The organism is Micromonospora sp. CNZ299 (assembly GCF_002754415.1).
In genome coordinates this window covers 5,970,217-5,992,555 of record NZ_PEFG01000001.1, presented here as the reverse complement: position 1 = coordinate 5,992,555, position 22,339 = coordinate 5,970,217, and the positions used below count along the sequence as shown (strand labels likewise).

Annotated in this window: 9 protein-coding genes; 7 read left to right on the top strand and 2 right to left on the bottom strand. The window is 70.4% G+C overall.

Annotated elements, in window-relative coordinates; genetic code table 11:
- Positions 1 to 5: 5 nt before the first annotated feature.
- Together eccCb and CLT68_RS27295 are read left to right on the top strand one after the other, a co-directional pair.
- On the top strand, positions 6 to 3,992 hold the full coding sequence (gene eccCb / locus CLT68_RS27300; protein ID WP_099855215.1) for a type VII secretion protein EccCb: 3,987 nt from the start codon (positions 6 to 8) through the stop codon (positions 3,990 to 3,992).
- A gap of 11 nt (positions 3,993 to 4,003) precedes the next feature.
- Positions 4,004 to 5,344, top strand: coding sequence for an EsaB/YukD family protein (locus CLT68_RS27295; RefSeq protein WP_099855213.1), 1,341 nt, complete (start codon positions 4,004 to 4,006; stop codon positions 5,342 to 5,344).
- Here CLT68_RS27295 and CLT68_RS32950 read toward each other — a convergent pair.
- The gene (locus tag CLT68_RS32950) at positions 5,341 to 5,964 is read right to left on the bottom strand and encodes a response regulator transcription factor (protein WP_158240944.1); all 624 of its coding nucleotides are present in this window, start codon (positions 5,962 to 5,964) and stop codon (positions 5,341 to 5,343) included. The genes CLT68_RS27295 and CLT68_RS32950 overlap by 4 nt on opposite strands.
- A 177-nt stretch (positions 5,965 to 6,141) precedes the next feature.
- On the opposite strand from CLT68_RS32950, the gene CLT68_RS27285 reads away from it, so the two are divergent.
- The 5 genes from CLT68_RS27285 (at position 6,142) to CLT68_RS27265 (ending at position 14,059) form a co-directional block, all read left to right on the top strand.
- Entirely contained in the window at positions 6,142 to 12,414 is a 6,273-nt protein-coding gene (locus tag CLT68_RS27285) for a hypothetical protein (RefSeq protein ID WP_158240943.1), read from the top strand.
- Positions 12,415 to 12,527: 113 nt separating this feature from the next.
- The gene (locus tag CLT68_RS27280) at positions 12,528 to 12,848 is read left to right on the top strand and encodes a WXG100 family type VII secretion target (RefSeq protein WP_099855207.1); all 321 of its coding nucleotides are present in this window, start codon (positions 12,528 to 12,530) and stop codon (positions 12,846 to 12,848) included.
- A 27-nt stretch (positions 12,849 to 12,875) separates the two neighbouring features.
- On the top strand, positions 12,876 to 13,190 hold the full coding sequence (locus CLT68_RS27275; RefSeq protein WP_099855205.1) for a WXG100 family type VII secretion target: 315 nt from the start codon (positions 12,876 to 12,878) through the stop codon (positions 13,188 to 13,190).
- A gap of 11 nt (positions 13,191 to 13,201) precedes the next feature.
- Positions 13,202 to 13,510, top strand: a complete 309-nt coding sequence (locus CLT68_RS27270; RefSeq protein ID WP_158240942.1) for a YbaB/EbfC family nucleoid-associated protein — start codon at positions 13,202 to 13,204, stop codon at positions 13,508 to 13,510.
- Positions 13,511 to 13,879: 369 nt separating this feature from the next.
- Positions 13,880 to 14,059, top strand: coding sequence for a hypothetical protein (locus CLT68_RS27265; protein ID WP_099855201.1), 180 nt, complete (start codon positions 13,880 to 13,882; stop codon positions 14,057 to 14,059).
- 530 nt (positions 14,060 to 14,589) lie between these two features.
- On the opposite strand, the gene CLT68_RS27260 is transcribed toward CLT68_RS27265, so the two are convergent.
- Positions 14,590 to 22,332, bottom strand: coding sequence for a hypothetical protein (locus CLT68_RS27260; protein WP_099855199.1), 7,743 nt, complete (start codon positions 22,330 to 22,332; stop codon positions 14,590 to 14,592).
- Between the last annotated feature and the right edge of the window lie 7 nt (positions 22,333 to 22,339).

Genomic DNA, 22,339 nt, shown 5'->3' with positions numbered 1-22,339 from the left:
GCCTGATGAGCCGCCTGGCCTTCCACCGGCCCGCCCGGATGCTGTTGCCGCAGCTGCCGGAGCAGACGGTGACCCTGCCCAGCCCGCCCGAACCGCCCACCGACAACCAGGCGAACTCCGCGTGGACGCTGATTCTGCCGCTCTTGAGCAGCGTCGGCATGTCCGCGTACATGATCACGTTTGGCAAACCCGCGCTGATCATCATCGGTGTGCTGTTCTTCGTGACCTCCGCAGGCGCGGTCATCGCGATGCGAATGCAGCAGCGCAGCACCAGCGGCCGCACCGCCCGCAAGCAGCGCATCCGCTACCGCCGGCACCTCGCGCTGGCCCGCGACCAGGCCCGCGAGGTCGCCCAGGCCCAGCGGACCGTCGCGGCGCTCGCCAACCCCGACCCGCAGCGGCTCTGGTCGATCAGCATCAACCGGCACCGCGTGTGGGAACGACGCCAGGACGACGCCGACTTCCTGCGGGTCCGGATCGGGCACGGGGCCGTACGGCTGGCCACCCCGATCGAGCTCGACCCCAAGATGGATCCGCTGGGCGACTACGACTGGGACTCCATGCAGGCGGCGCACCGCCTGATCGACCGGATGGGCCACCTCGACAACCAGCCGATGATCATCGACGTCGGCAACGCTGGAGTCATCAGCGTCGTCGGCGACCCGGCCCGCACCGACCTGCTCACCCGAGCCCTGCTGTGCCAGATCGCCGTCCTGCACGCCCCCGACGACGTCACCCTGGTGGTCGAGACCGCCAGCTCTGAACACTGGGAATGGACCAAGTGGTTGCCGCACACCTTCGAGCCGGACGCCCGCAGTGACAGCGGATCGGTGTCGCTGGTCGCCGAGGGCCCCGACGTCCTGACCACCTTCCTGCAGGCCGAACTCACCCAGCGCACCGAACTGCAGACCACCCGGCGTAATGGGTTCAGTGGCGATCGCCCCGCCGCCAAGCAGCGCCGGTTGGTCGTGCTCTTCACCGGATTCGCGCCGTTCTCCGAATGGGGCCGCTCCGACCTGATGGCCGCCCTGCTCGCCGGGGCCGGACCCCAGCTCGGCCTCACTCTGATCTTCTGCGGCGAGCGGGAGTTGGACGAACCCAGCCGGGTCGACCTGCGGATCCGCTTCGACGACGCCGGACACGTGGTCACCGAAGGACGCCGCGATCTGGTCGTCACCCCGGCGCTGCGCTGCCGGCCCGACGACGTGTCGCCGTTGGTGGCCGAGCTCATCGCGCGCAACCTCGCGCCGCTGCGGCTCAGCGACGAACGCGAACAGGTACTCACCCGCACCCGCTCGCTCAGCGAGATGATCCTCGGCACCGACCCCGGTCGCGGCGACGTCACCAGCCGATGGGTCACCGCCGGCGACCCGCGGATGCTGCGCGCGCCGATCGGGGTCGACGGCGACGGCCAGACCGTCGTGCTTGACATCAAGGAATCCGCGCAGGGCGGGTCCGGGCCGCACGGTCTGATCGTCGGCGCCACCGGCTCCGGCAAGAGCGAGTTGCTGCGTACGCTGGTGACCGGCCTCGCGCTGACCCACTCGCCGGAGCTTCTCAGCTTCGTCCTCATCGACTTCAAGGGCGGCGCGGCGTTCGCGCCGCTGCAGGGCCTGCCCCACGTCTCCGGGCTGATCACCAACCTCGCCGACGACGCCGCCATGATCGACCGGGTGCTCGCCGCCCTGATGGGCGAACAGCAGCGCCGTCAGCGGATCCTGCGTGATGCCGGCAACGTCGACACCGTCCGCGAATACCAGATCCGCCGCGCGGCCGGCGCCGCCGCACTCGACGGCACCCCGCTCGAACCGCTGCCCACGCTGCTCATCGTGGTCGACGAGTTCGGCGAGCTGCTCTCCGGGCGCCCCGAGTTCGCCGAGCTGTTCGTCCAGATCGGCCGGGTCGGCCGCAGCCTCGGCATGCACCTGCTCATGGCCACCCAACGGCTCGAGGAGGGCAAGCTGCGCGGACTGGACTCACACCTGTCCTACCGGATCTGCCTGCGCACCTTCAGCGCCGCCGAGAGCCGAACGGTCATCGGCACCACCGACGCGTACAAACTCCCCCCGATCCCCGGCTCGGCGTACCTGAAAGTGGACGAGTCGATCTACCAGCGATTCCGCGTCGCCCACGTCTCCGCCCCCTACGTCAGCGCTGAGGAACGGTTCAGCGCCGGCCGCGGCGACGGCGCGCTGCTGCCGTTCGACCTGCGCACCTACACCTCGAACGTGCAGGAGCCCGACGAGTCGCAGCTCACCGCCCGGCCCGGCCCGACCGAGCTGAAGATCCTGGTGGACCGGCTGACCTCGGTCACCAGCCCCGCGCACCAGGTGTGGCTGCCGCCGCTGCCCGCCGCGCTCGCCCTCGACCACCTGATCGGCCGGCCCTCCGTCCAGGAGGAACGCGGCTACTCCGCCCACGTCTGGCCGCTGTCCGGGCGCCTCGCCGTGCCGATCGGCCTGCTCGACCTGCCAGTCAAACAGGACCAGGAAACGCTGGTCATGGACTTCGGCGGCACTCACGGGCACCTCGCCGCCGTCGGCGCACCACGGACCGGGCGCAGCTCACTCCTGCGCACGATCATGCTCGCCGGAATGCTCACCCACACCCCCGAGGAGATGCGGTTCTACTGCATCGACTTCGGCGGCGGGACACTTCACCCGTACGCGGCAGCACCGCACGTCGGCACCGTCGCCGGTCGCGCCGAACCCGACCTGGTCAGCCGCACCTTCGCCGAGATGCGCGCACTGATCGTCGAACGGGAACGCACCATGCGCGCCAAGGGCATCGAGACCTTCGCCGACCTCGGCGCTCCGCACGTCTTCCTGATGATCGACAACTGGGGTGCGCTGCGCACCGAGTTCGAGGGCGCCGAAGCCGCGGTCAACGAGATCGCCGCGCGCGGCCTGGGCGCCGGAGTGCACCTGGTGCTCACCTCCGGGCGCTGGAACGACATCCGTCCCGCCCTGCGCGACAGCATCGGCACCCGCATGGAGTTGCGCCTCAACGACCCCAGCGAATCCGACGTCAACCGCCGCATCGCCGCCCGGGTGCCCGCCGGGGTGCCGGGCCGAGGCATCAGCGCACCGGGCATCTACTTCCAGCTCGTGCTGCCCCGCCTCGACGGCGTCGACTCCGCGGACGGGCTGCGCGAAGCCCAGGAGGACGTCATCGCCCGGATCGCCGAGCACTGGACCGGTCCTTCGGCGCCCCCGATCCGGCTGCTGCCACAGCGCATCACCGTCACCGAGCTGCCCACCCTGGCCGCCGCCACCCCCGAGACCGTGCCGATCGGCGTCGCCGAGAACGACCTGCGCACCGTCGGGCTCGACCTCACCACCGGCGACCCGCACTTCCTCATCTACGGCGACGCCGGGTCCGGCAAGAGCACCTTCTTGCGTACGTGGCTGACCGGGCTCACCGAACGCATTTCCCCGTACGACATGCGGGTGGTCCTCTTCGACTACCGCCACTCGCTCATGGACGCCGTGGGACCCGACCACCTCGGCGCGTACGCCGGTGACGCCGACAGTGCACGGGTCTACGTCCAGAACGTCGTCGACAAACTCAAGGACCGGATCCCGCCGCCCGGCATCACCCCCGCCCAGCTCAAAGCCCGCGACTGGTGGGAAGGCACGGAAATCTACGTCGTCGTCGACGACTACGACCTGCTCGCCGGCGGCCCGCAGGCGGTGCTCGCCCCGCTCATACCGTTCGTCCCGCAGGCCCGCGAGGTCGGCCTGCACCTCGTCCTCGCCCGCCGGGTCGCCGGCATGGTCCGCTCCGGCATGTCCGACCAGCTCGCCAGCCGCATCCGCGACATGGGCTGCGGCGGCATCGTGCTCTCCGGCGACCACCGCGAAGGCGTCATTCTCGGCGACGAACGTGCCGCCCAGCGCCCGCCCGGTCGCGGCGTCCTGGTCCGGCGCGGCCACCCCAACCAGCTCATCCAGACCGCCGTTCCCGTGCCGGCGCTCGAACCCGTCAACTGAAAGGCCGTCGCATGGCGAACGAACACACCCGTGTCACAGTGGTGGGCACCTATCGCAGCGTCGACATCGCCCTGCCGTCGCTCAGCCCGCTGGGGGAATACACCCCCCGCCTCGCCGAGCTCTGCGGCCAGGGCGGCTCCGACCAGCTGCCACCCGTCTGGTCACTGGCCCGTGCTGACACCGGGCCGTTCGCCCTCGACATCGCACTGCTGCAGGCCGGCGTCGTCGACGGCGAGGTGCTTTACCTGTACGACCTCGCAGGGGGCACTGTCGACGTCCTCGACGTCAAAGACATCGACGAGGCCGTCGCCGAGGAAACCGAACAGCTACGCCGCAACAGCGTCCACCCCGGGCCCGTCGTGCTCGCCCTCGGCCTCATCCTGCTGATCGCGGCGGCCGTCCTGCTCTCGCTGCGTTACCGCGCCGACACCGGCGCGGCTGTGGGGCTCACCGTCGCGAGCATGGCTCTGCTCGGCACCGCTTGGGGTTTGCGCCAACGCCAGACCGCGGTGCCGGTCGGCCTCGTGCTGACCGTCGCGCTCACCGCCGTACCCGGCCTCGCCGGCGCCGGTCTTCTCATCGCCCGTGGCCTCGGCGGCAGCGACTGGGCCTGGGGCGGCGCCGCCATCGGGGCCAACACCGCGATGCTCATGGCGATCGCGATGCTGCCCGAAACGATCTTCGTCGCGGCCGAGGTATCTCTGCTCGCGGGCGGTCTGACCGTCGCACTCACCGCCGGCCTGGAGGCCGACAGCGTCGAATCCGCCGCGATCGCCGCTGCGGTCGCCACCGGAATGCTGGCCCTCGGCCGCCGCATCGCCGCCCTCATCACAGCCTGGACGCCCGCGCGGCCCATCCCCGAGCTGGTGCACACCTCGGCCCGGATCCTGCCCATCGTGCTGGCCGGTCCGGTCCTCGCCCTCGCCGTGGCCATGCCCGTGCTGGCCCTCTCCGGACGTTGGTTCGCCGTGATCCTCGCCCTCTTCATCTGCATCGCCATCGCCGTCAGGGCACGCGGAGCGGCGTTCACCACCGAGCTCTACCTTCTCGGCGGGGCGGCAACCATCGGCGTCTTCGGGCTGCTGGTCGCCGCAGCCCGCGCGTACGCCACCTCCGGCGGCGAGGCAGCGGTCATCCTGCTCGGGGCGGGACTGCTCGTCATCGCCGCCGGAGTCGCGATGAGCGTGTTCATGCCGCCAGCCAAGCCACACGGACCCGGCCCCAAACCGCCGATCCGCCGCAGCCGCGCCGAAGCGCTCGGCGTCCTCGCGGCGATCCTCATCGCGCCGCTGACCATGGGCGTCTTCGGCGTCTTCGGCCACCTGATGATGATGGGACGCACGATCTTCTAGCTCTTGACGGACGTCAAGTGGCCGAGCTCGATCGCGCGGCGGGTCAGCTCGGCCTTGTTGTTGGCGTTCAGCTTCGCGCGGATCCGCTTCGCGTACGTGTTGACCGTTGCCTGGGAAAGGCCCATTCGCGTGGCGATCTGCGAATGCGTGAAGCCGGACGCAATCCACCGCAACGTCTCCACCTCCCGCGGTGCGAGCCCGCCCTGCTCGTCGGCGGGAGAACCCGGCAACTCGGCCGGGAACCGGTCCGCCAGCCGCGGGCACAGGTAGAAGCCACCCTGCGCGGTCACCCGCATGGCCTCCCGCACCGCCTCCTGCTCCGCGAGTCGGCTCACGCAGCCGCGCGCCCCCGCCCGGATCGCCGCCATCAGCTTCGGGCGGCCCGTCCAGTCCGCGCTGACGAGCAGATGCCCGAACGGCGTGGCCCCGCGGACCAGCCCCAGCGTCGACGCATCCGGCTCCGCCGCATCCAGAACGACCAGGTCGTACGTCGCACCGGCTGGCAGGTCCGTCAGCGCAGCCACCGCCGCGACCATCCGCAGATCCGGATCGTCGCCGGCCAGCTTTTCCAGGCCGGCTCGCCAGATCGGCTGATCTGCCACGACAGCGACTTCCAACATTGCTACCTCCCACACCAGGTTCCGCCATAGAACGGCTGAAAGCCCGTGCCGGTTCGAGGACGTCGCAAAGTTCCTCCCGAAACAGCCTCCGACGTCCCCGAACAAGTGTCTTGCCGTCTGCTCTGTCGTCGCTCCTAGTCTCGAAGCGCATGCCCGCCGCCAGTCGAGGAGACCGACGTGCCCACCGAGACCAGCGCCGACGGCACAGTCGTCGACTACGACAGCGACGGCCATCCCGTGCGCCAGCAACTCCCCGACGGAACCGTCTTCGACGGGTTCACCGCCGACGGCAAACCCACCCACGGGACCCTTCCGGGAAACCAGGACGTCTCCATCACGTACGGCGGTGATGGGTCGAGTACGTGGTCGTATGCGGATGGCACGTCGGTGGATCGGAATGCGGCTGGTGAGGTTACGCGTCAGGTGACGGCTGATGGTGCGTCGTTCGACGGGTTCACCGCTGATGGCAGGCCGACGCACGGGACCCTTCCGGGAAACCAGGACGTCTCCATCACGTACGGCGGTGATGGGTCGAGTACGTGGTCGTATGCGGATGGCACGTCGGTGGATCGGAATGCGGCTGGTGAGGTTACGCGTCAGGTGACGGCTGATGGTGCGTCGTTCGACGGGTTCACCGCTGATGGCAGGCCCACCCACGGGACCCTTCCGGGAAACCAGGACGTCTCCATCACGTACGGCGGTGACGGGTCGAGTACGTGGTCGTATGCGGACGGCACGTCGGTGGATCGGAATGCGGCTGGTGAGGTTACGCGTCAGGTGACGGCTGATGGTGCGTTGTTCGACGGGTTCACCGCTGATGGCAGACCGACGCATGGCACGGTGCCGGGGTCGGATGGGCAGCCGGCGCAGGCGGTGGACATCGCCTACGGCGGCGACGGCAGCAGCACCTGGACCTACGCGGACGGCACAACGGTCGATCGCAATGCGGCTGGTGACGTTACGCGTCAGATCACTGCGGATGGTGCGTCGTTCGACCAGTTCACCGCTGATGGCAGGCCCACCCACGGCACGGTGCCGGGGTCGGATGGGCAACCGGCGCAGGACGTGTCGGTCGCTTACGGCGGTGACGGGTCGAGTACGTGGACGTACGCCGACGGCACGACCGTCGATCGGAATGGCGCTGGTGACGTTACGCGTCAGGCGACTGCGGATGGTGCGTCGTTCGACCAGTTCACCGTCGACGGCAAGCCGACCAATGGCACCGTGCCAGGGTCGGATGGGCAGCCGGCGCAGGCCGTGGACATTGCCTACGGCGGTGACGGCAGTAGCACCTGGAAGTATGCGGACGGCACGACCGTGGATCGTGATGCGGTTGGTGACGTTAGGCGTCAGGCGACGGCTGATGGTGCGTCGTTCGACCGGTTCACTGCTGATGGCAGGCCGACGCACGGCACCGTGCCTGGGGCCGATGGGCAGCCGGCGCAGGCCGTGGACATTGCCTACGGCGGTGACGGCAGTAGCACCTGGAAGTATGCGGACGGCACGACCGTGGATCGTGATGCGGTTGGTGACGTCACCCGTGAGGTGACCGCGGATGGCGCGTCCTTCGATCGGTTCAACGGCGATGGCAAGCCGACGCACGGCACGGTGCCGGGGTCGGATGGGCAGCCGGCGCAGGCGGTGGACATTGCCTACGGCGGTGATGGCAGCAGCACGTGGACGTATGCGGACGGTACGACGGTGGATCGTAGTGCCGCTGGTGACGTCACGCGTGAGGTGACCGCGGATGGTGCGACGTTCGACAGGTTCACTGCTGATGGCAGGCCGACGCACGGCACCGTGCCAGGGTCGGATGGGCAGCCCGCGCAGGACGTCTCGATCGCTTACGGCACCGACGGGTCGAGCACGTGGACCTATGCGGACGGCTCGACGGTGGACCGTAGTGCCGCTGGTGACGTTACGCGTGAGGTGAGCGCGGATGGTGCGTCGTTCGATCGGTTCACCGTCGATGGCAGGCCGACGCATGGCACGGTGCCGGGGGCTGATGGGCAGCCGGCGCAGGACGTGTCGATTGCTTATGGCGGTGACGGGTCGAGTACGTGGACCTACGCGGACGGCACGACGGTGGACCGTAGTGCCGCTGGTGACGTCACGCGTCAGGTGAGCGCGGATGGTGCGACGTTCGACCGGTTCACCCCTGATGGCAAGCCGACGCACGGCACCGTGCCAGGGTCGGATGGGCAGCCCGCGCAGGCGGTGGACATCGCCTACGGCGGTGACGGCAGCAGCACGTGGACGTATGCGGACGGCACCAAGGTCGACCGCAACGCCGCTGGTGACGTCACCCGTGAGGTGAGCGCGGATGGTGCGTCGTTCGATCGGTTCACTGCTGATGGCAGGCCGACGCACGGCACGGTGCCGGGGGCTGATGGGCAGCCGGCGCAGGACGTGTCGATTGCTTATGGCGCCGACGGGTCGAGTACGTGGACGTATGCCGACGGCACCAAGGTCGACCGCAACGCCGCTGGTGACGTCACGCGTGAGGTGAGCGCGGATGGGGCGACGTTCGACCGGTTCACCCCCGAGGGCAAGCCCACGCACGGCACCGTGCCAGGCGCCGATGGGCAGCCCGCGCAGGACGTGTCGATTGCTTATGGCGCCGACGGGTCGAGTACGTGGACGTATGCCGACGGCACCAAGGTCGACCGCAACGCCGCTGGTGACGTCACGCGTGAGGTGAGCGCGGATGGGGCGACGTTCGACCGGTTCACCCCCGAGGGCAAGCCCACGCACGGCACCGTGCCAGGCGCCGATGGGCAGCCCGCGCAGGACGTGTCGATTGCTTATGGCGCCGACGGGTCGAGTACGTGGACGTATGCCGACGGCACCAAGGTCGACCGCAGCGCCGCTGGTGACGTCACGCGTGAGGTGAGCGCGGATGGGGCGACGTTCGACCGGTTCACCCCCGAGGGCAAGCCCACGCACGGCACCGTGCCAGGCGCCGATGGGCAGCCCGCGCAGGACGTGTCGATTGCTTATGGCGCCGACGGGTCGAGTACGTGGACGTATGCCGACGGCACCAAGGTCGACCGCAGCGCCGCTGGTGACGTCACGCGTGAGGTGAGCGCGGATGGGGCGACGTTCGACCGGTTCACCCCCGAGGGCAAGCCGACGCACGGCACGGTGCCGGGGGCTGATGGGCAGCCGGCGCAGGACGTGTCGATTGCTTATGGCGGTGACGGGTCGAGTACGTGGACCTACGCGGACGGCACGACGGTGGACCGTAGTGCCGCTGGTGATGTCACGCGTGAGGTGAGCGCGGATGGGGCGACGTTCGACCGGTTCACCGCTGATGGCAGGCCGACGCACGGCACGGTGCCGGGGGCTGATGGGCAGCCGGCGCAGGACGTGTCGATTGCTTACGGGGCTGACGGCAGCAGCACGTGGACGTATGCCGACGGCACCAAGGTCGACCGCAGCGCGGCCGGTGACGTCACGCGTGAGGTGAGCGCGGATGGGGCGACGTTCGACCGGTTCACCGCTGATGGCAAGCCGACGCACGGCACGGTGCCGGGGGTCGATGGGCAGCCGGCGCAGGACGTCTCGATTGCTTACGGCGGTGACGGCAGCAGCACGTGGACGTATGCCGACGGCACCAAGGTCGACCGCAGCGCCGCTGGTGACGTCACCCGTGAGGTGAGCGCGGATGGGGCGACGTTCGACCGGTTCACCCCCGAGGGCAAGCCGACGCACGGCACGGTGCCGGGGGTCGATGGGCAGCCGGCGCAGGACGTCTCGATTGCTTACGGCGGTGACGGCAGCAGCACGTGGACCTACGCGGACGGCACGACCGTGGACCGTAGTGCCGCCGGTGACGTCACCCGTGAGGTGAGCGCGGATGGCGCGACGTTCGACCGGTTCACCCCCGAGGGCAAGCCCACGCACGGCACGGTGCCGGGGGTCGATGGGCAGCCGGCGCAGGACGTCTCGATTGCTTACGGCGGTGACGGCAGCAGCACGTGGACCTACGCGGACGGCACGACCGTGGACCGTAGTGCCGCCGGTGACGTCACCCGTGAGGTGAGCGCGGATGGCGCGACGTTCGACCGGTTCACCCCCGAGGGCAAGCCCACGCACGGCACGGTGCCGGGGTCGGATGGGCAGCCGGCGCAGGCGGTGGACATCGCTTACGGCGGTGACGGCAGCAGCACGTGGACCTACGCGGACGGCACCAAGGTCGACCGCAATGCCGCCGGTGACGTCACCCGTGAGGTGAGCGCGGATGGCGCGACGTTCGACCGGTTCACCCCTGATGGCAAGCCCACGCACGGCACGGTGCCGGGGTCGGATGGGCAGCCGGCGCAGGCGGTGGACATCGCTTACGGCGGTGACGGCAGCAGCACGTGGACCTACGCGGACGGCACCAAGGTCGACCGCAACGCCGCCGGTGACGTCACCCGTGAGGTGACCGCGGATGGCGCGACGTTCGACCGGTTCACCCCTGATGGCAAGCCCACGCACGGCACGGTGCCGGGGTCGGATGGGCAGCCGGCGCAGGCGGTGGACATCGCTTACGGCGGTGACGGCAGCAGCACGTGGACCTACGCGGACGGCACCAAGGTCGACCGCAACGCCGCCGGTGACGTCACCCGTGAGGTGACCGCGGATGGCGCGACGTTCGACCGGTTCACCCCTGATGGCAAGCCCACGCACGGCACGGTGCCGGGGTCGGATGGGCAGCCGGCGCAGGCGGTGGACATCGCTTACGGCGGTGACGGCAGCAGCACGTGGACCTACGCGGACGGCACCAAGGTCGACCGCAACGCCGCTGGTGACGTCACCCGTGAGGTGACCGCGGATGGCGCGACGTTCGACCGGTTCACCGCCGACGGCAAGCCCACGCACGGCACCGTGCCGGGGACCGATGGGCAGCCGGCCCAAGCGGTGGACATCACTTACGGCGGTGACGGCGGCAGCACCTGGACCTACGCCGACGGCACCAAGGTCGACCGCAACCCTGACGGCGCGGTGATTCGGCAGACCACCTCCGAGGGCACCGTCTTCGACCGGTTCAACGGCGATGGCAGGCCGACGCACGGCACCGTGCCGGGGACCGATGGGCAGCCGGCCCAAGCGGTGGACATCACTTACGGCGGTGACGGCAGCAGCACCTGGACCTACGCCGACGGCACCAAGGTCGACCGCAACCCTGACGGCGCGGTGATTCGGCAGACCACCTCCGAGGGCACCGTCTTCGACCGGTTCAACGGCGATGGCAGGCCCACCCACGGAACCGTGCCGGGGCAGGACGGGGGACCCGGGCAGCAGGTCGCCATCACGTACGGCGCCGATGGGTCGAGTGTCTGGAGCTACCAGGGCGACGGGTCGAAGGTTTTCCGCGCTGCGGACGGGACGGTGACCCGGCAGGAGCTGAAGGACGGCAGCGTCTACGACCGGTTCAACGGCGACGGCAGGCCCACCCACGGAACCGTGCCGGGGCAGGACGGGCGACCCGGGCAGCAGGTCGACATCACCTACGGCGCCGACGGGTCGAGCATCTGGAGCTACCAGGGCGACGGCACCAAGGTCTACCGCAACGCCGAGGGCGACACCACCCGGCAGGTGCTGAAGGACGGCACGACCTTCGACCGGTTCGACGGGATGGGCAACCCCACGCACGGCACCGTGCCGAGCACGAACGGGCAGCCGGCCCAGCAGGTCACCATCACGTACGCCCCGGACGGGTCGAGTACTTGGAAGTACGGCGACGGCACGACGATCCAGCGGGACCCGGCGGGAGCCGTGACGGGGATGCAGGCCGGCGGGTGGACGTTCGACACGTTCGACGAGCAGGGACGGCCCACGCACGCCACCGAGGACGGCAAGAACAACGCCGTGGACATCAAGTACGCCGGCGACGGTTCGAGTGTGTGGACGTACCGGGACGGGACAGTCGTCAACCGCAACCCCGACGGGGACGTCGTACTGATGCAGGCCGACGGGTGGATCTACGACGCGTTCGACGGTCAGGGCCGCCCGTTGCACGGGAGCAAGGACGGCAAGAGCATCACCATCTCGTACGGGGCCGATGGGCTCACCACCCTCATGTACGACCCGAAGAACGGGGTGGTCACCGACGGCAATGGCAAGCCGGTCGCCGTGATCGTGGACGGCATGCGCTACGAGTACGCCGTGCAGATCCCGCTGCTCGGGGAGTCGATCGGCAGTGTGCGTAAGCAGCGTGACTCGATCGAGAGCAGCCTCAATGCGATGGCGACCCACCTGGAGTCAATCTGCTACTCGTGGAACAGCCCGGCGGGGGACAAGTACGAGGCCCTCACCACCGACCTGAAGAAGCTCACCACCGACACCCGCGGCCTGCTCGATGACGCCCTCACGGCGATGCAGAAGTCGTACGACACCTACGTCGCGGCCGAGGGAGCGAACCTCAAGAGCATGACCGCCGAGACCAGGATGACGCAGCGCTGAACCGGGGACTGTCGCGGTGTCCCGCAAAGAGGTCACTCGCGCTGTCCGCGCGGGCACCACCATCCTGATGAAGGCATAACAGCTGTCGACGGCAGCGGAAGGAAGAAGTTGCGATGGACCACATTCTCGTAACACCGGAAATGATCATGGACGCCGCGGCCAGCTGTGACGTGACCGCGACGGATATCGACGGTGAACTGGCCAACCTGCGGACGACTGTGGTGCAGATGCAGGCGATCTGGCACGGCGTCGCGGCCGGGCAGTTCGAGATCCTCATGCACGACTTCGACGTGTTCGGCCGGATGCTGCACAACGCGCTGACCGACATCGGCAGTGGCCTGCGCGGCAACTTCCACAACTACGTCGATGCCGAGCAGGCCAACATCAACAGCCTCGTCGCCGTCAACCAGGACATCCCCGGCGCGAACCTCTAGCCCTCCGCCACGAGACAGGACAGATCCATGCCAGATCCCACCACCAGTAACCTGCGCGTCCCGGCGGAACTGGAGATGGCCGGGCAGACGCTCAACGCCAAAGCCGCCGAAATCGAAGAGCAACTCGCGGCGCTGATCAACAAGTTGATGCCCCTGCAGGACCAGTGGCAGGGCCCGGCCCAGTCCTATTACCAAGGTCTGCAGCAGGAGTGGAACATCGCCGCAGACGGCCTGTTCGGCCCGACCGGTGTACTTGGCAGGATCGCGTCGGCGATGAACCTGTCGTGGAACAACTACGCCGAGGGCGAATGGGCCAACGTGCGTACCTGGTCAGGGCGCTGAGGGAGGATCCCATGTCGGACTTGGACCGGATGTTGGAGCAGGCGCAGGCGGTGCAGGAGCAGATGGCCGCCATGCGCGACCGGCTGTCGGCCACCGAGGTCACCGGCACGGCCGCCAACGGTGCGGTGCGGGTCTCGATGACCGCGGCTGGCACCTTCACCGCCGTACACCTGAATCCGAACCTGTTCACCGACATCGACCCGGAGGAGATGGAGGAGCTGATGCTCGCCGCCCTTCAGGACGCCGGTGCACAGTTGCGCGACATGACCGAGCGCCGGATGGGCTCGCTCAACGAGATCTTCCAGTCGATCCAGCAGTAGCCGGGTAAAAGAGAAAGGCGACAGCACGCCGACGTAATTCGCCGACCCGCCGGAGACGTCGCTGCACCGACTGCTGCCGCGTGCCGCCAGCGGCGTGCCCGACGATGCTCGCGCAAGCCCGGATTGCCCTGGCGGACGGGGACGCGGCCGGGCGGCGGCCGCAGTCCCCGGCACCGGGCTCGACTGGGACGCGAACGCTCGGCGGCCGCTCCAGGCATACCTACCCGGTGGCCTGCCGAACGGCCCGCGAGCCGACCCCTCGCCGGAGGTTCACGCGCGCGGACCTGCGCTCGGAGTGGGTGGCGCACCTGCCACCGGCGCTCGATCTGACGGCCGCGCCCGAGCCGCTGCGCACCGCGACCGCCGACGATGCCGCCCCGGGCGTCACCGCCGGCCTGCGCGGTTCGCTGGCGGGCGTGGCGGCCCGACGGCGTGTGGGCGTACGTGCTGGGGCTCGACGCACCGGTGACCGAGCTGGCCGGCGCTATCGCCACGCCCATGCGCGCTCTGACCGGCTCGGACCTGCCGGTCCCGCTGGTCGAGATGTAAGTACCGGATACCGCGACGCCCGCCTACCAGCGGGCGAAGATGAACGCGGCGCTGCTGTGAGCGCGTGACGCGATCGTCGGTGTCGAACCGGTCCGCGTGTTCGACTCGGGCGACGCCGAGACGGGACCGGCTTTCGACACCGGCCACGACCGGCTGCACGGACCGGAACGCAGGCCGCTGCTGCTCTATCTCGACGCGGAAGCCGGCGTCCTGGAGTCTCCAAGCTCATGCCAGACGTCGTCGGACCGAGGCGCGTCGCGTCCAGCAGCAACGCGCGCGTCGTCGCGCTCCAGCACCGCGGTGCCTGGTCCTGGCTGCCGTCGACCTTGAGCGTGGGCGTGCCGTTGTCCTGGGGTCGTGGCATACGAGGGGTGCCGTACTCGTCGGACGCCAGCCAGAGCACCTGCTCGTCCGCGCTGCGCTGCACTTAGGTGGTGAGCTGGGCCAGGCCCTCGGTGATGGACGGTGGCGGAGAGCAGGGTGCTGGGCGGGCAGTCGGCAGTGGTGGCCGGCCGGTTCCTCTCGCCCGCTCAACAGTCCAGGATCAGCGCACCGAGGGTGTCCAGCACCGGCCGTCGTGCCGGATTGGCGATGGCCAGCAGCCTCAGACCGTCCATCAGCGTCAGCTTCGTCTCGAGGTGTAGATCCAGGGCCGCGGCGTGCACCTCGGCTGTCGGCAGCGGCTCACCCCGGGTGGCGTCGTGGGCGTATCCCAGCAACCGCGCCATTGCCGCGTCCGAGGCTGTCACAACCGGCAGGCCGGTGTGCAACGCGGGCAGGGCGCTCAGCACCGCGTCGCTCTCGCCGAGCAGCCCGGCGAGCAGCGTGTTCCGGCGGACCGGGTCGGCCTCGGTGAGGAAGGCGTCGCGGATATCAGCGTGCCCGGTCGCGGCCAGGGTGTCGGCCGCCTCGTCCGCCGCCGTCCGCGTATCGGGCGCCGGAGCGGTCAACTCGGAGTCGCTGATCGGGAGCGCCTGGACCTGCTCACCCGGCACCCCGGGTACCCCGCCGAGCAGCTCCAGTCCGGCCGTGGCCAGCTGGACGGTCCCCGGGAGCTCGTGCAACTCGGTGGTCGCCACCGCGTCGCCGCGGAACAGCTCGTCGTACGCGGTCAGCCAGTCCAGCGTGAACGACTGGCTTAGCGCTTCGCTGACCGGTGCCGGCAGGTCGATGGTGGGCAGGTCGTCGAAGGCGGAACCGGCGGCGCGCACCTGCTCGCCGAGCAGGGCGTGGTGCAGCAGCAGGAGGGGTATCGAACGCACCAGGTCGCTGAGTATGTCCCGCAGTCCGTCCACTGCGGCGGCTACCACCGCCGGAGTGTCGCCGCCACGTTCGGCCCAGGTCTGGGCGTAGGTGGTGGCCTCCCGGATATCGCCGTCAAGTAGATGGGTGATCCATTGCTGGGTGGCGGCGTCGATGTCCGGGTCGGGACGGTTCAGGGCCGCGTGGATGTCCGCGCGGGCCTGGTCGACGACCGGGCGCGCGGCGCTCTCGTACGCCGTTGGCGTCGCCTCCAGCAGCCGCGTGGTGTCGTCGCCCTCGGCGGGGGTGTTCGCGTTCGCGTGCCGGCGCAGCGCCTCCTCGCTGAAGTACCCGGGGATGCTGGCCTCGATGGTGGTGGCGAGCGCCTCCCACTGCTGCGCCCCCGTCGGATCCGCCGACTCGTCGAAAGCCGTGCGTAGCCTGGTCCGGGCGTCGTTGTAGAAGGCCTGCACGGCCGTCTCCGACACGTGCCGGCCCGCGTCGCGCGCCTCGAGTACGGCGGCCTGCACGGCCGCCTCGTGACGGTGCGCCTGCAGATAGAGGAACGCGGTGCCGCGTATGGCGTTCAGCAGTTGCTCGTAGCGCACCTGCCACTCGTGCTCGGCCGCCTGGAACGCCCGGTCGTAGCGGCGAGCGCCCATGGCGATCACCGGGTCCCACACCTGGTCGAACAGGTAGCGCCCGGAGGCGATGAATTCCGCCCGGAACCGGTCGGCCACCTCGGCGGTCAGCCCGTCGAGCGACACGAGCTGCGGGCTCCGCTCGGTCCGGGCGGCCGCGCCGGTCACCGCGTTGCCAAAGGCGCCGACGAGATCGGGCCGGAACTGCTCAACGTGCCGCGCGGTGTCGATCCGGGCGGCGTAGTCGGTGCGCAGCGCGTCCTGCCGCGCCGTCCACTGCTGCGTCCGCGCGGCCTGGTTCAGGGTGGAGTCTCCGGGCGGGTTTGTCGGAGCGCCGTTGCTGGCGCCGAACCGGTACGACTCTGCGGCCGGCGCCCCGGTCGGGGCGCTGGTGAGGGCAGAGGCAAGCAGGCTGATCTGCGGGTTGCCGGGTAGGCCTGTGAGCAGCCGGTCTGCGATCTGCTGTGCCCGCTCCGGTGTGACCGGCTGGCGGGTGCCGACGAACTCGACGGTTGACACGGGTGGCTGCGACGGGTGCAGCTCGGCGAGCGCCGCGCGGATTGCCGGCAGGCTGGTCACCGAGGCGTCGACGACGACGGTCAGGCCCGGGCCGGGGCGCAGCACCAGCCTGGTGGGCCCCGCCCCGGCGTAGAGGTGTACCACGTTGTCCTGCATGGTCATCGAGAGGCCGTAGGGCATCGCGGTGCCGTACGGCGCCTCGTGGGTAAGCGGCGCGCGCATCGGCAGGGCGGGTGCCGGCGTCGGCTCCACCATCACCGGCGGCGCCTCCGGTTTTGCCACTGCGCCGGCCGGCGTGCGGGGGGCCAGGTCGTGCGCCAGGGCGGCCGGGAGGTCGTACTCTCCGGGCGGGTTTGTCGGAGCGCCGTTGCTGGCGCCGAACCGGTACGACTTTGCGGCTGGTGCCCCGGTCGGGGCGTCGGTGAGGGCGGCCGCGAGCAGGCTGATCTGCGGGTTGCCAGGTAGGCCGGCGAGCAGTCGGTCCGCGATCTGCTGGGCGCGTTCCGGCGTGATCGGCTGGCGGGCGCCGACGAATTCGACGGTTGATACGGGGGGCTGCGACGGGTGCAGCTTGGTCAGCGTTGCCCTGATGTCCGGCAGGTTGGTCACTGAGCTGTCGATGACGATGGTCAGGTCCGGGCCGGGGCGTAGCACCAGTCGGGTGGGTTCCATCCCTGTGTGGAGGTGTACGACGTTGCCCTGTCCGGTCAACGAGAGGCCATGGGGCATCGCGGTGACGTAGAGCGCTTCGTGGGCAAGCGGTGAGCGCATCGGTACGGTCGGTGCCGGCGGCGGCGTCGGGTCCAGCACGACCGGCGGTGCCTGCGGTTTCGCCACTACCTGCGGTGTCGCCAGGGCGTCCACCGGCGTGCCGGGGGCCGCGTCGTGCGCCGGGGCAGCTGGCGTGGCCAGGGCAGCCGGCATGGTTCCCGCCGGGTGCTCACCGGGCGCCGGGTCGGGAGTCCGCACCTCGGTGCCGGGCGGTTGTTCGGGCCGTGGCTTGCGAAGCACGTTGTGCGGCGCCTCGGCGGGGTTCCCGAGCACGTACTTACCGTCATGGCCCCTGGTGATGATGCGGGCGGCTCTCGCCTCCGCGCCGGGCGTCTGATCGGGCTGTGGCTTGCGAAGCACGTTGCGCGGCGCCTCGGCGGGAGCCCCAAGCACGTACGTACCGTCATCACCCCTGGTGACGATGCGGGCGGCGTTCGCCTCCTCTGGACCGCCTACCCCGGCACCGGCACGCGTCGCGGGCTTGCCACTGCCCAGCGTGCGGCCCGGATCGGACCGCTCGCCCGCCGCGTCGGCGTGGGTGCGGGCATCCCGTGCCATCGCGGCGGCACTGCTCTCCGCGGTGCTGCGCGGCTTGACGAAGGTCAGCGCGCCGTCGTCGGCCTGCGTCGCCGATCCGTGAGACGGGCCGCGGCCGGACAGGCCGCCTCCCCTCGAACCCGGAGCACCGCCTCCCCCCGAACCCGGGGCGCCGCCGCCCCCGCCGAACGAGTGGCCACCGGTGGGTCCGGCACCGTCCATGGTGATCGCGCCGGACTCGGGGTCGAGTCTGATCTGGTCGGGAGTGATCGTTCGTGGGTTCGCCGGAACGAAGGTGCCGTCCGGCAGCATGCGCAGCGAGTCGAGCCCGTTGCCGCCGCCCGTGCCGCCGGTGGCCATCCACCGGTCGATGGAAACCGACCGGCTCTGCGTGCCGATCTCGACCACCTCGAGCGACGTGGCCGGCACCTTCACCGGCTCTACCCTGCCGTTCTCCATGCTCCAGCGGTAGTGGACGTCCGGCGGCGTGCCCTCCCTGCCGAACGACGGGTTGCCGGCCGGCTTGCCAACCGTGCCGGGCGGGGCGCCGGGGCCCACGCCCTCGGTCGTGCCCAGCGGCCTCCACTGGTGGCTCGCTTGGTCCTTGACCAGCAACGACCTGGGCTCGCGATGGAAGAACAGATCCCCGCCGTCGACCCGTCGCCCGGCCGACGGCCTGCTGACCTGCTCGCCCCAGTATCTCAAATGGTCGATGGAGCGTGAGTGCCAGCCGTTTTGCACCCCCGGCCCGTCTAGGTCGTGGAAGCTCGGCTCGCCGGGCCGCGGTTTCACCGACGGCCCCGACGCGAGTGCCGGCGGCGTTGGGAACGTCAGAAGGTCCACGGTGCCATCCGGGTTCTGCCGGAGCATCTGCGTGAGCCTCTTGGGCTGGGGCTGGGCAGCCCCGGCCGGACGAGCCGCCGGTGTGGCCGAGTTGACGTCCCACGACCTGCCGTCGGGGGAGTAGCTGATGATCTTGCCGCTCAACGGCTGCGAGTCCAGGACAGTCTCGCCCCGGCGCAGCGTGGTCGGGCCCATCGTGCCGTCGGCGCGCAGCTCGATGTGGGACAAGGACGTGTCCGGGCCGGTGGCGGGTCCCTCGGGGGTCGGGCGCGCATCGCCGCCGGGGCGTCGCACCTCGGCTGGGAACCGCGACTCCGCCGAAACCCGCACAAGATCGGCACGCCCGTCGGGGCCGGTCTGCAGCAGCTGACGCCCGGGGGTGGGGGTGCTGGCCCGGGGCGTGGCAGGCCCCGGAGCGTCGGCCCGGGTGGCCGCCTGGTCCGGTCGCACCGGCACGGCGCCGTGCTCGATCCGAGTGGATCCCGCGTCCGCCCGTGCCGGTGCGGGTGGAGCCGACGCGTTCTGCAGGCGCGAGTCGGCGCGCGTCACGGCCGATCGGTCGGAATGCCCGGCCACCGCCGTGTCCACCTCGCCCGGCCGCTGCGTCGCCGATCCGTGAGACGGGCCGTGGCTGGACAGGCCGCCGCCTCCGCCGAACGAGTGGCCACCGGTAAGCCGGACACCGTCCACGGTGATCGCGCCGGACTTGGGATCGAGTCTGATCTGGTCGCTGATCGCTCGAGGGTTCGCCGGAGCGAGAGTGCCGTCCGGCAGCATGCGCAGCGAGTCGAGCCCGTTGCCGCCGCCCGTGCCGCCGGTGGCCATCTGCCGGCCGATGGAAACCGACCGGGTCTGCGTGCCGATTTCGGCCACCTCGAGCGACGTGGTCGGCACCTTCACCGGCTCTACCTTGCCGTTCTCCATGCTCCAGCGGTAGTGGGCGCTGTCCGGCGGCGTGCCCTGTCCAGTGCCCCCCCTGCTGAACGACGGGTTGTCGGCCGGCTTGCCAACCGTGACGGGCGGCGCGTCGGGGGCCCGGCCCCAGCCCTTCGGGAGCGTCGCCACGCCCTCGGTCGTGCCCAGCGGCCTCCACTGGTGGCTCACTGGGTCCTTGACCAGCATCGACGTGGGCTCACGCTGGAAGAACAGCTCCTTACCGTCGACCCTTTGCCCGGTCAACTGCGGCCTGCTGATCTGGTCGACCTTGAATCCCTCATCCGGGCTGAACGAGCGCGACTGCCAGCCTTGGCGCACCCCGGGCCCGTTCAGGTCGTGGAAGCTCGGCTCGCCGGGCCGCGGTTTCGCCGGCGGCCCCGACGCGAGCGCCGGCGGCTTGTGGAACGTCAGAAGGTCCACGGTGCCATCCGGGTTCTGCCGGAGCATCTGCGTGGGCCGGGGCTGGGCAGCCCCGGCGGTACGAACCGCCGGTGTGACCGAGTTGACGTCCCACGACCTGCCGTCGGGGGAGTAGCTGAGGAGCTGCTCCTGCGGCTTGCCGTTCAACGGCTGCGAGTGCAGGACGTTCTCGCCCGGGCGCAGCGTGGTCGGGCCCATCGTGCCGTCGGCGCGGAGCTCGACATAGGACAAGGACGTGTCCGGGCCGGTGGCGGGTCCCTCGGGGGTCGGGCGCGCATCGCCGCCGGGCTGTCGCACCTCGGCTGGGAACCGCGACTCCGCCGAAACCCGCACAAGATCGGCACGCCCGTCGGGGCCGGTCTGCAGCAGCTGACGCCCGGGGGTCGGGGTGCTCGCAGGCCCCGGAGCGTCGGCCCCGGTGGTGCCACGCACCTTTTCGAGGAACGTTTCGTGGTGGGCGCGTAGTTGTTGGGGGGTCGGGTGTGTGGCGCCAATGGCGGTTTCGTCGAGTACCCGCCCGGGGCCGTGCTTGGACCAGGGGGAGAGGTCGGGTTTTTCGGAGCCGCCTTTTCCTTCGAAGAACTTGACGTTGTGGTCGCGTAGTTGTTGGGGGGTCGGGTGTGTGGCGCTGGTGGCGGTTTCGTCGAGTACGCGCCCGGGGCCGTGCTTCGACCAGTCGAGGGGGAGGTCGGCTTTGGTGCCGCCTATTCCTTCGAAGGCATTGACGTGGTGTTCGCGTAGTTGTTGGGGGGTCGGGTGTGTGGCGCCGGTGGCGGTTTCGTCGAGTACGCGCCCGGCGATGGACTTCGAGAAGTCGGGGGTATGGCGAGGGGCTACGGGGCCGGCGGTGGTGCCGCGTATTTCTTCGGAGAACTTGACGTTGTGGTCGCGCAGTTGGTGGGGGGTCGGATGCGCGGCGCTGGTGGCGGTTTCGTTGAACACGCGCCCGGGCGCGTGCGGCGCGACGGTGTGCGAGGTGGCGGTGGCTGGCACATAGTCGGTGACGCCGGGCCGACCGGTCGGCGGTATCAGGTGGTTGCCGCTGTTCAGCACCGACGTCTCGGGCAGGCCGCCGGGGCGCATGGCGGGGGGCAGCGACGTCCCGTGCGGCACGGTGGCCGGGCCGGTCGGCGGGGTGGCGTGGATCGTCGGGCCGGTGGCCGACGACTCGCGAGGGGTGGCACGACCCTCGGCCATCCCGACCAGGCCCCGCTCGGTCACGGTGGGCTGGGGCGGCTGGCGGACGACGTTCGACGCCGGGGTGTTGACCTGCGGGGAAAAGTCGCCGCGCGCGCCGGTGGGGGAGACGGTGCGGTCGAGGTTCGCCATCCGCGGCCCGTCGCCGTGCGTGCCGCCCTGTGGTGCGGCCGTCGTCGTGGTGGTGCGCGGTGCGCCGAGCGGCTGGTTGACGTGACCGGTGCCCTGCTGGGTGGACGCGCTCACCGACTTGGTGCCGCCCGGCGCGCCGACCGCCAGACGGCGTACGTCGCCGGCGGACGAGGCCGACACGGTTGGTGCGGCGTGGCTGCCAGTCGGCACCACCGGCGCGGCCGTGATGTCGCTGGCGCTCACCGCGGGCGTGGTGTCGTTGACGCGGGGTGTGTTGGCGATGTCCGCGCCCTTGACCGGCGCCGGGCTGTTGAGCTGCACGGTGTTGCCTTTCGTCCCGGTGGCCGGCGACACCTTCGGCGACGCCTGCATCTTCGGGACCGGCGGGGGAGTGGCACCGCGGGAGCCCAGCCGCGGCACCGAGTTGACGGCCCGGATCGAGAACAGACCGCCCAGCCCGCCCGCGAGCAGGATGTTCAGCAGCAGCTCCGAGCTGTGCAGCTCCACCGGCAGGTCCATCGCCCCGTAGACGATTCCCCGCATGCCGAACTCCATCGCGACCTGCATGGAACCGAACGTCAGGAAGCCCAGCGCGAAGTCGATCAGCATGGTGGCGATCCGGCCGGCCACTGCGCTCATGGCCGGCAGCAGGCTGGCGAGCAGGCTCGACAGGGCGGCGAGGGCGGGTGCCAGCACGAATGCGAGGCCGATCGTGAGCACACCGAAGATGGCCAGCACGATCTGGATGATCGTGGCCGCCTTCTCCCGCTTGATCTGCTCCTCAACCTTGCTGGCGTACTCGTCGAGGAAGTTCGCGAATTCCCGCGCCGCGTCGGCCATCTTGCCCAGTTTGACGTTCACCGCGTTCGCCGCGGCAGTCGCCGAAAAGTATGCGAACCCAGACCACTTGATGCTGTTGTAGGCCGACATCACCGTGCCACCGAGCGACTCAAGTCGATCGGCCTGTGCACGCCAGTCGGCAGCGAGCGCGCGCAGCTCCTCAGGGCTCGCGTGCCCGTTCGTCTGCTTCGCCACGGCGCGT

Excerpts from the sequence above, each read along its gene's own strand:
- eccCb (WP_099855215.1), top strand. The coding sequence starts at position 6 with ATGAGCCGCCTGGCCTTCCACCGGCCCGCCCGGATGCTGTTGCCGCAG.
- CLT68_RS27295 (WP_099855213.1), top strand. The coding sequence starts at position 4,004 with ATGGCGAACGAACACACCCGTGTCACAGTGGTGGGCACCTATCGCAGC.
- CLT68_RS32950 (WP_158240944.1), bottom strand. The coding sequence starts at position 5,964 with ATGTTGGAAGTCGCTGTCGTGGCAGATCAGCCGATCTGGCGAGCCGGC.
- CLT68_RS27280 (WP_099855207.1), top strand. The coding sequence starts at position 12,528 with ATGGACCACATTCTCGTAACACCGGAAATGATCATGGACGCCGCGGCC.
- CLT68_RS27275 (WP_099855205.1), top strand. The coding sequence starts at position 12,876 with ATGCCAGATCCCACCACCAGTAACCTGCGCGTCCCGGCGGAACTGGAG.
- CLT68_RS27270 (WP_158240942.1), top strand. The coding sequence starts at position 13,202 with ATGTCGGACTTGGACCGGATGTTGGAGCAGGCGCAGGCGGTGCAGGAG.
- CLT68_RS27265 (WP_099855201.1), top strand. The coding sequence starts at position 13,880 with ATGCCGCCCCGGGCGTCACCGCCGGCCTGCGCGGTTCGCTGGCGGGCG.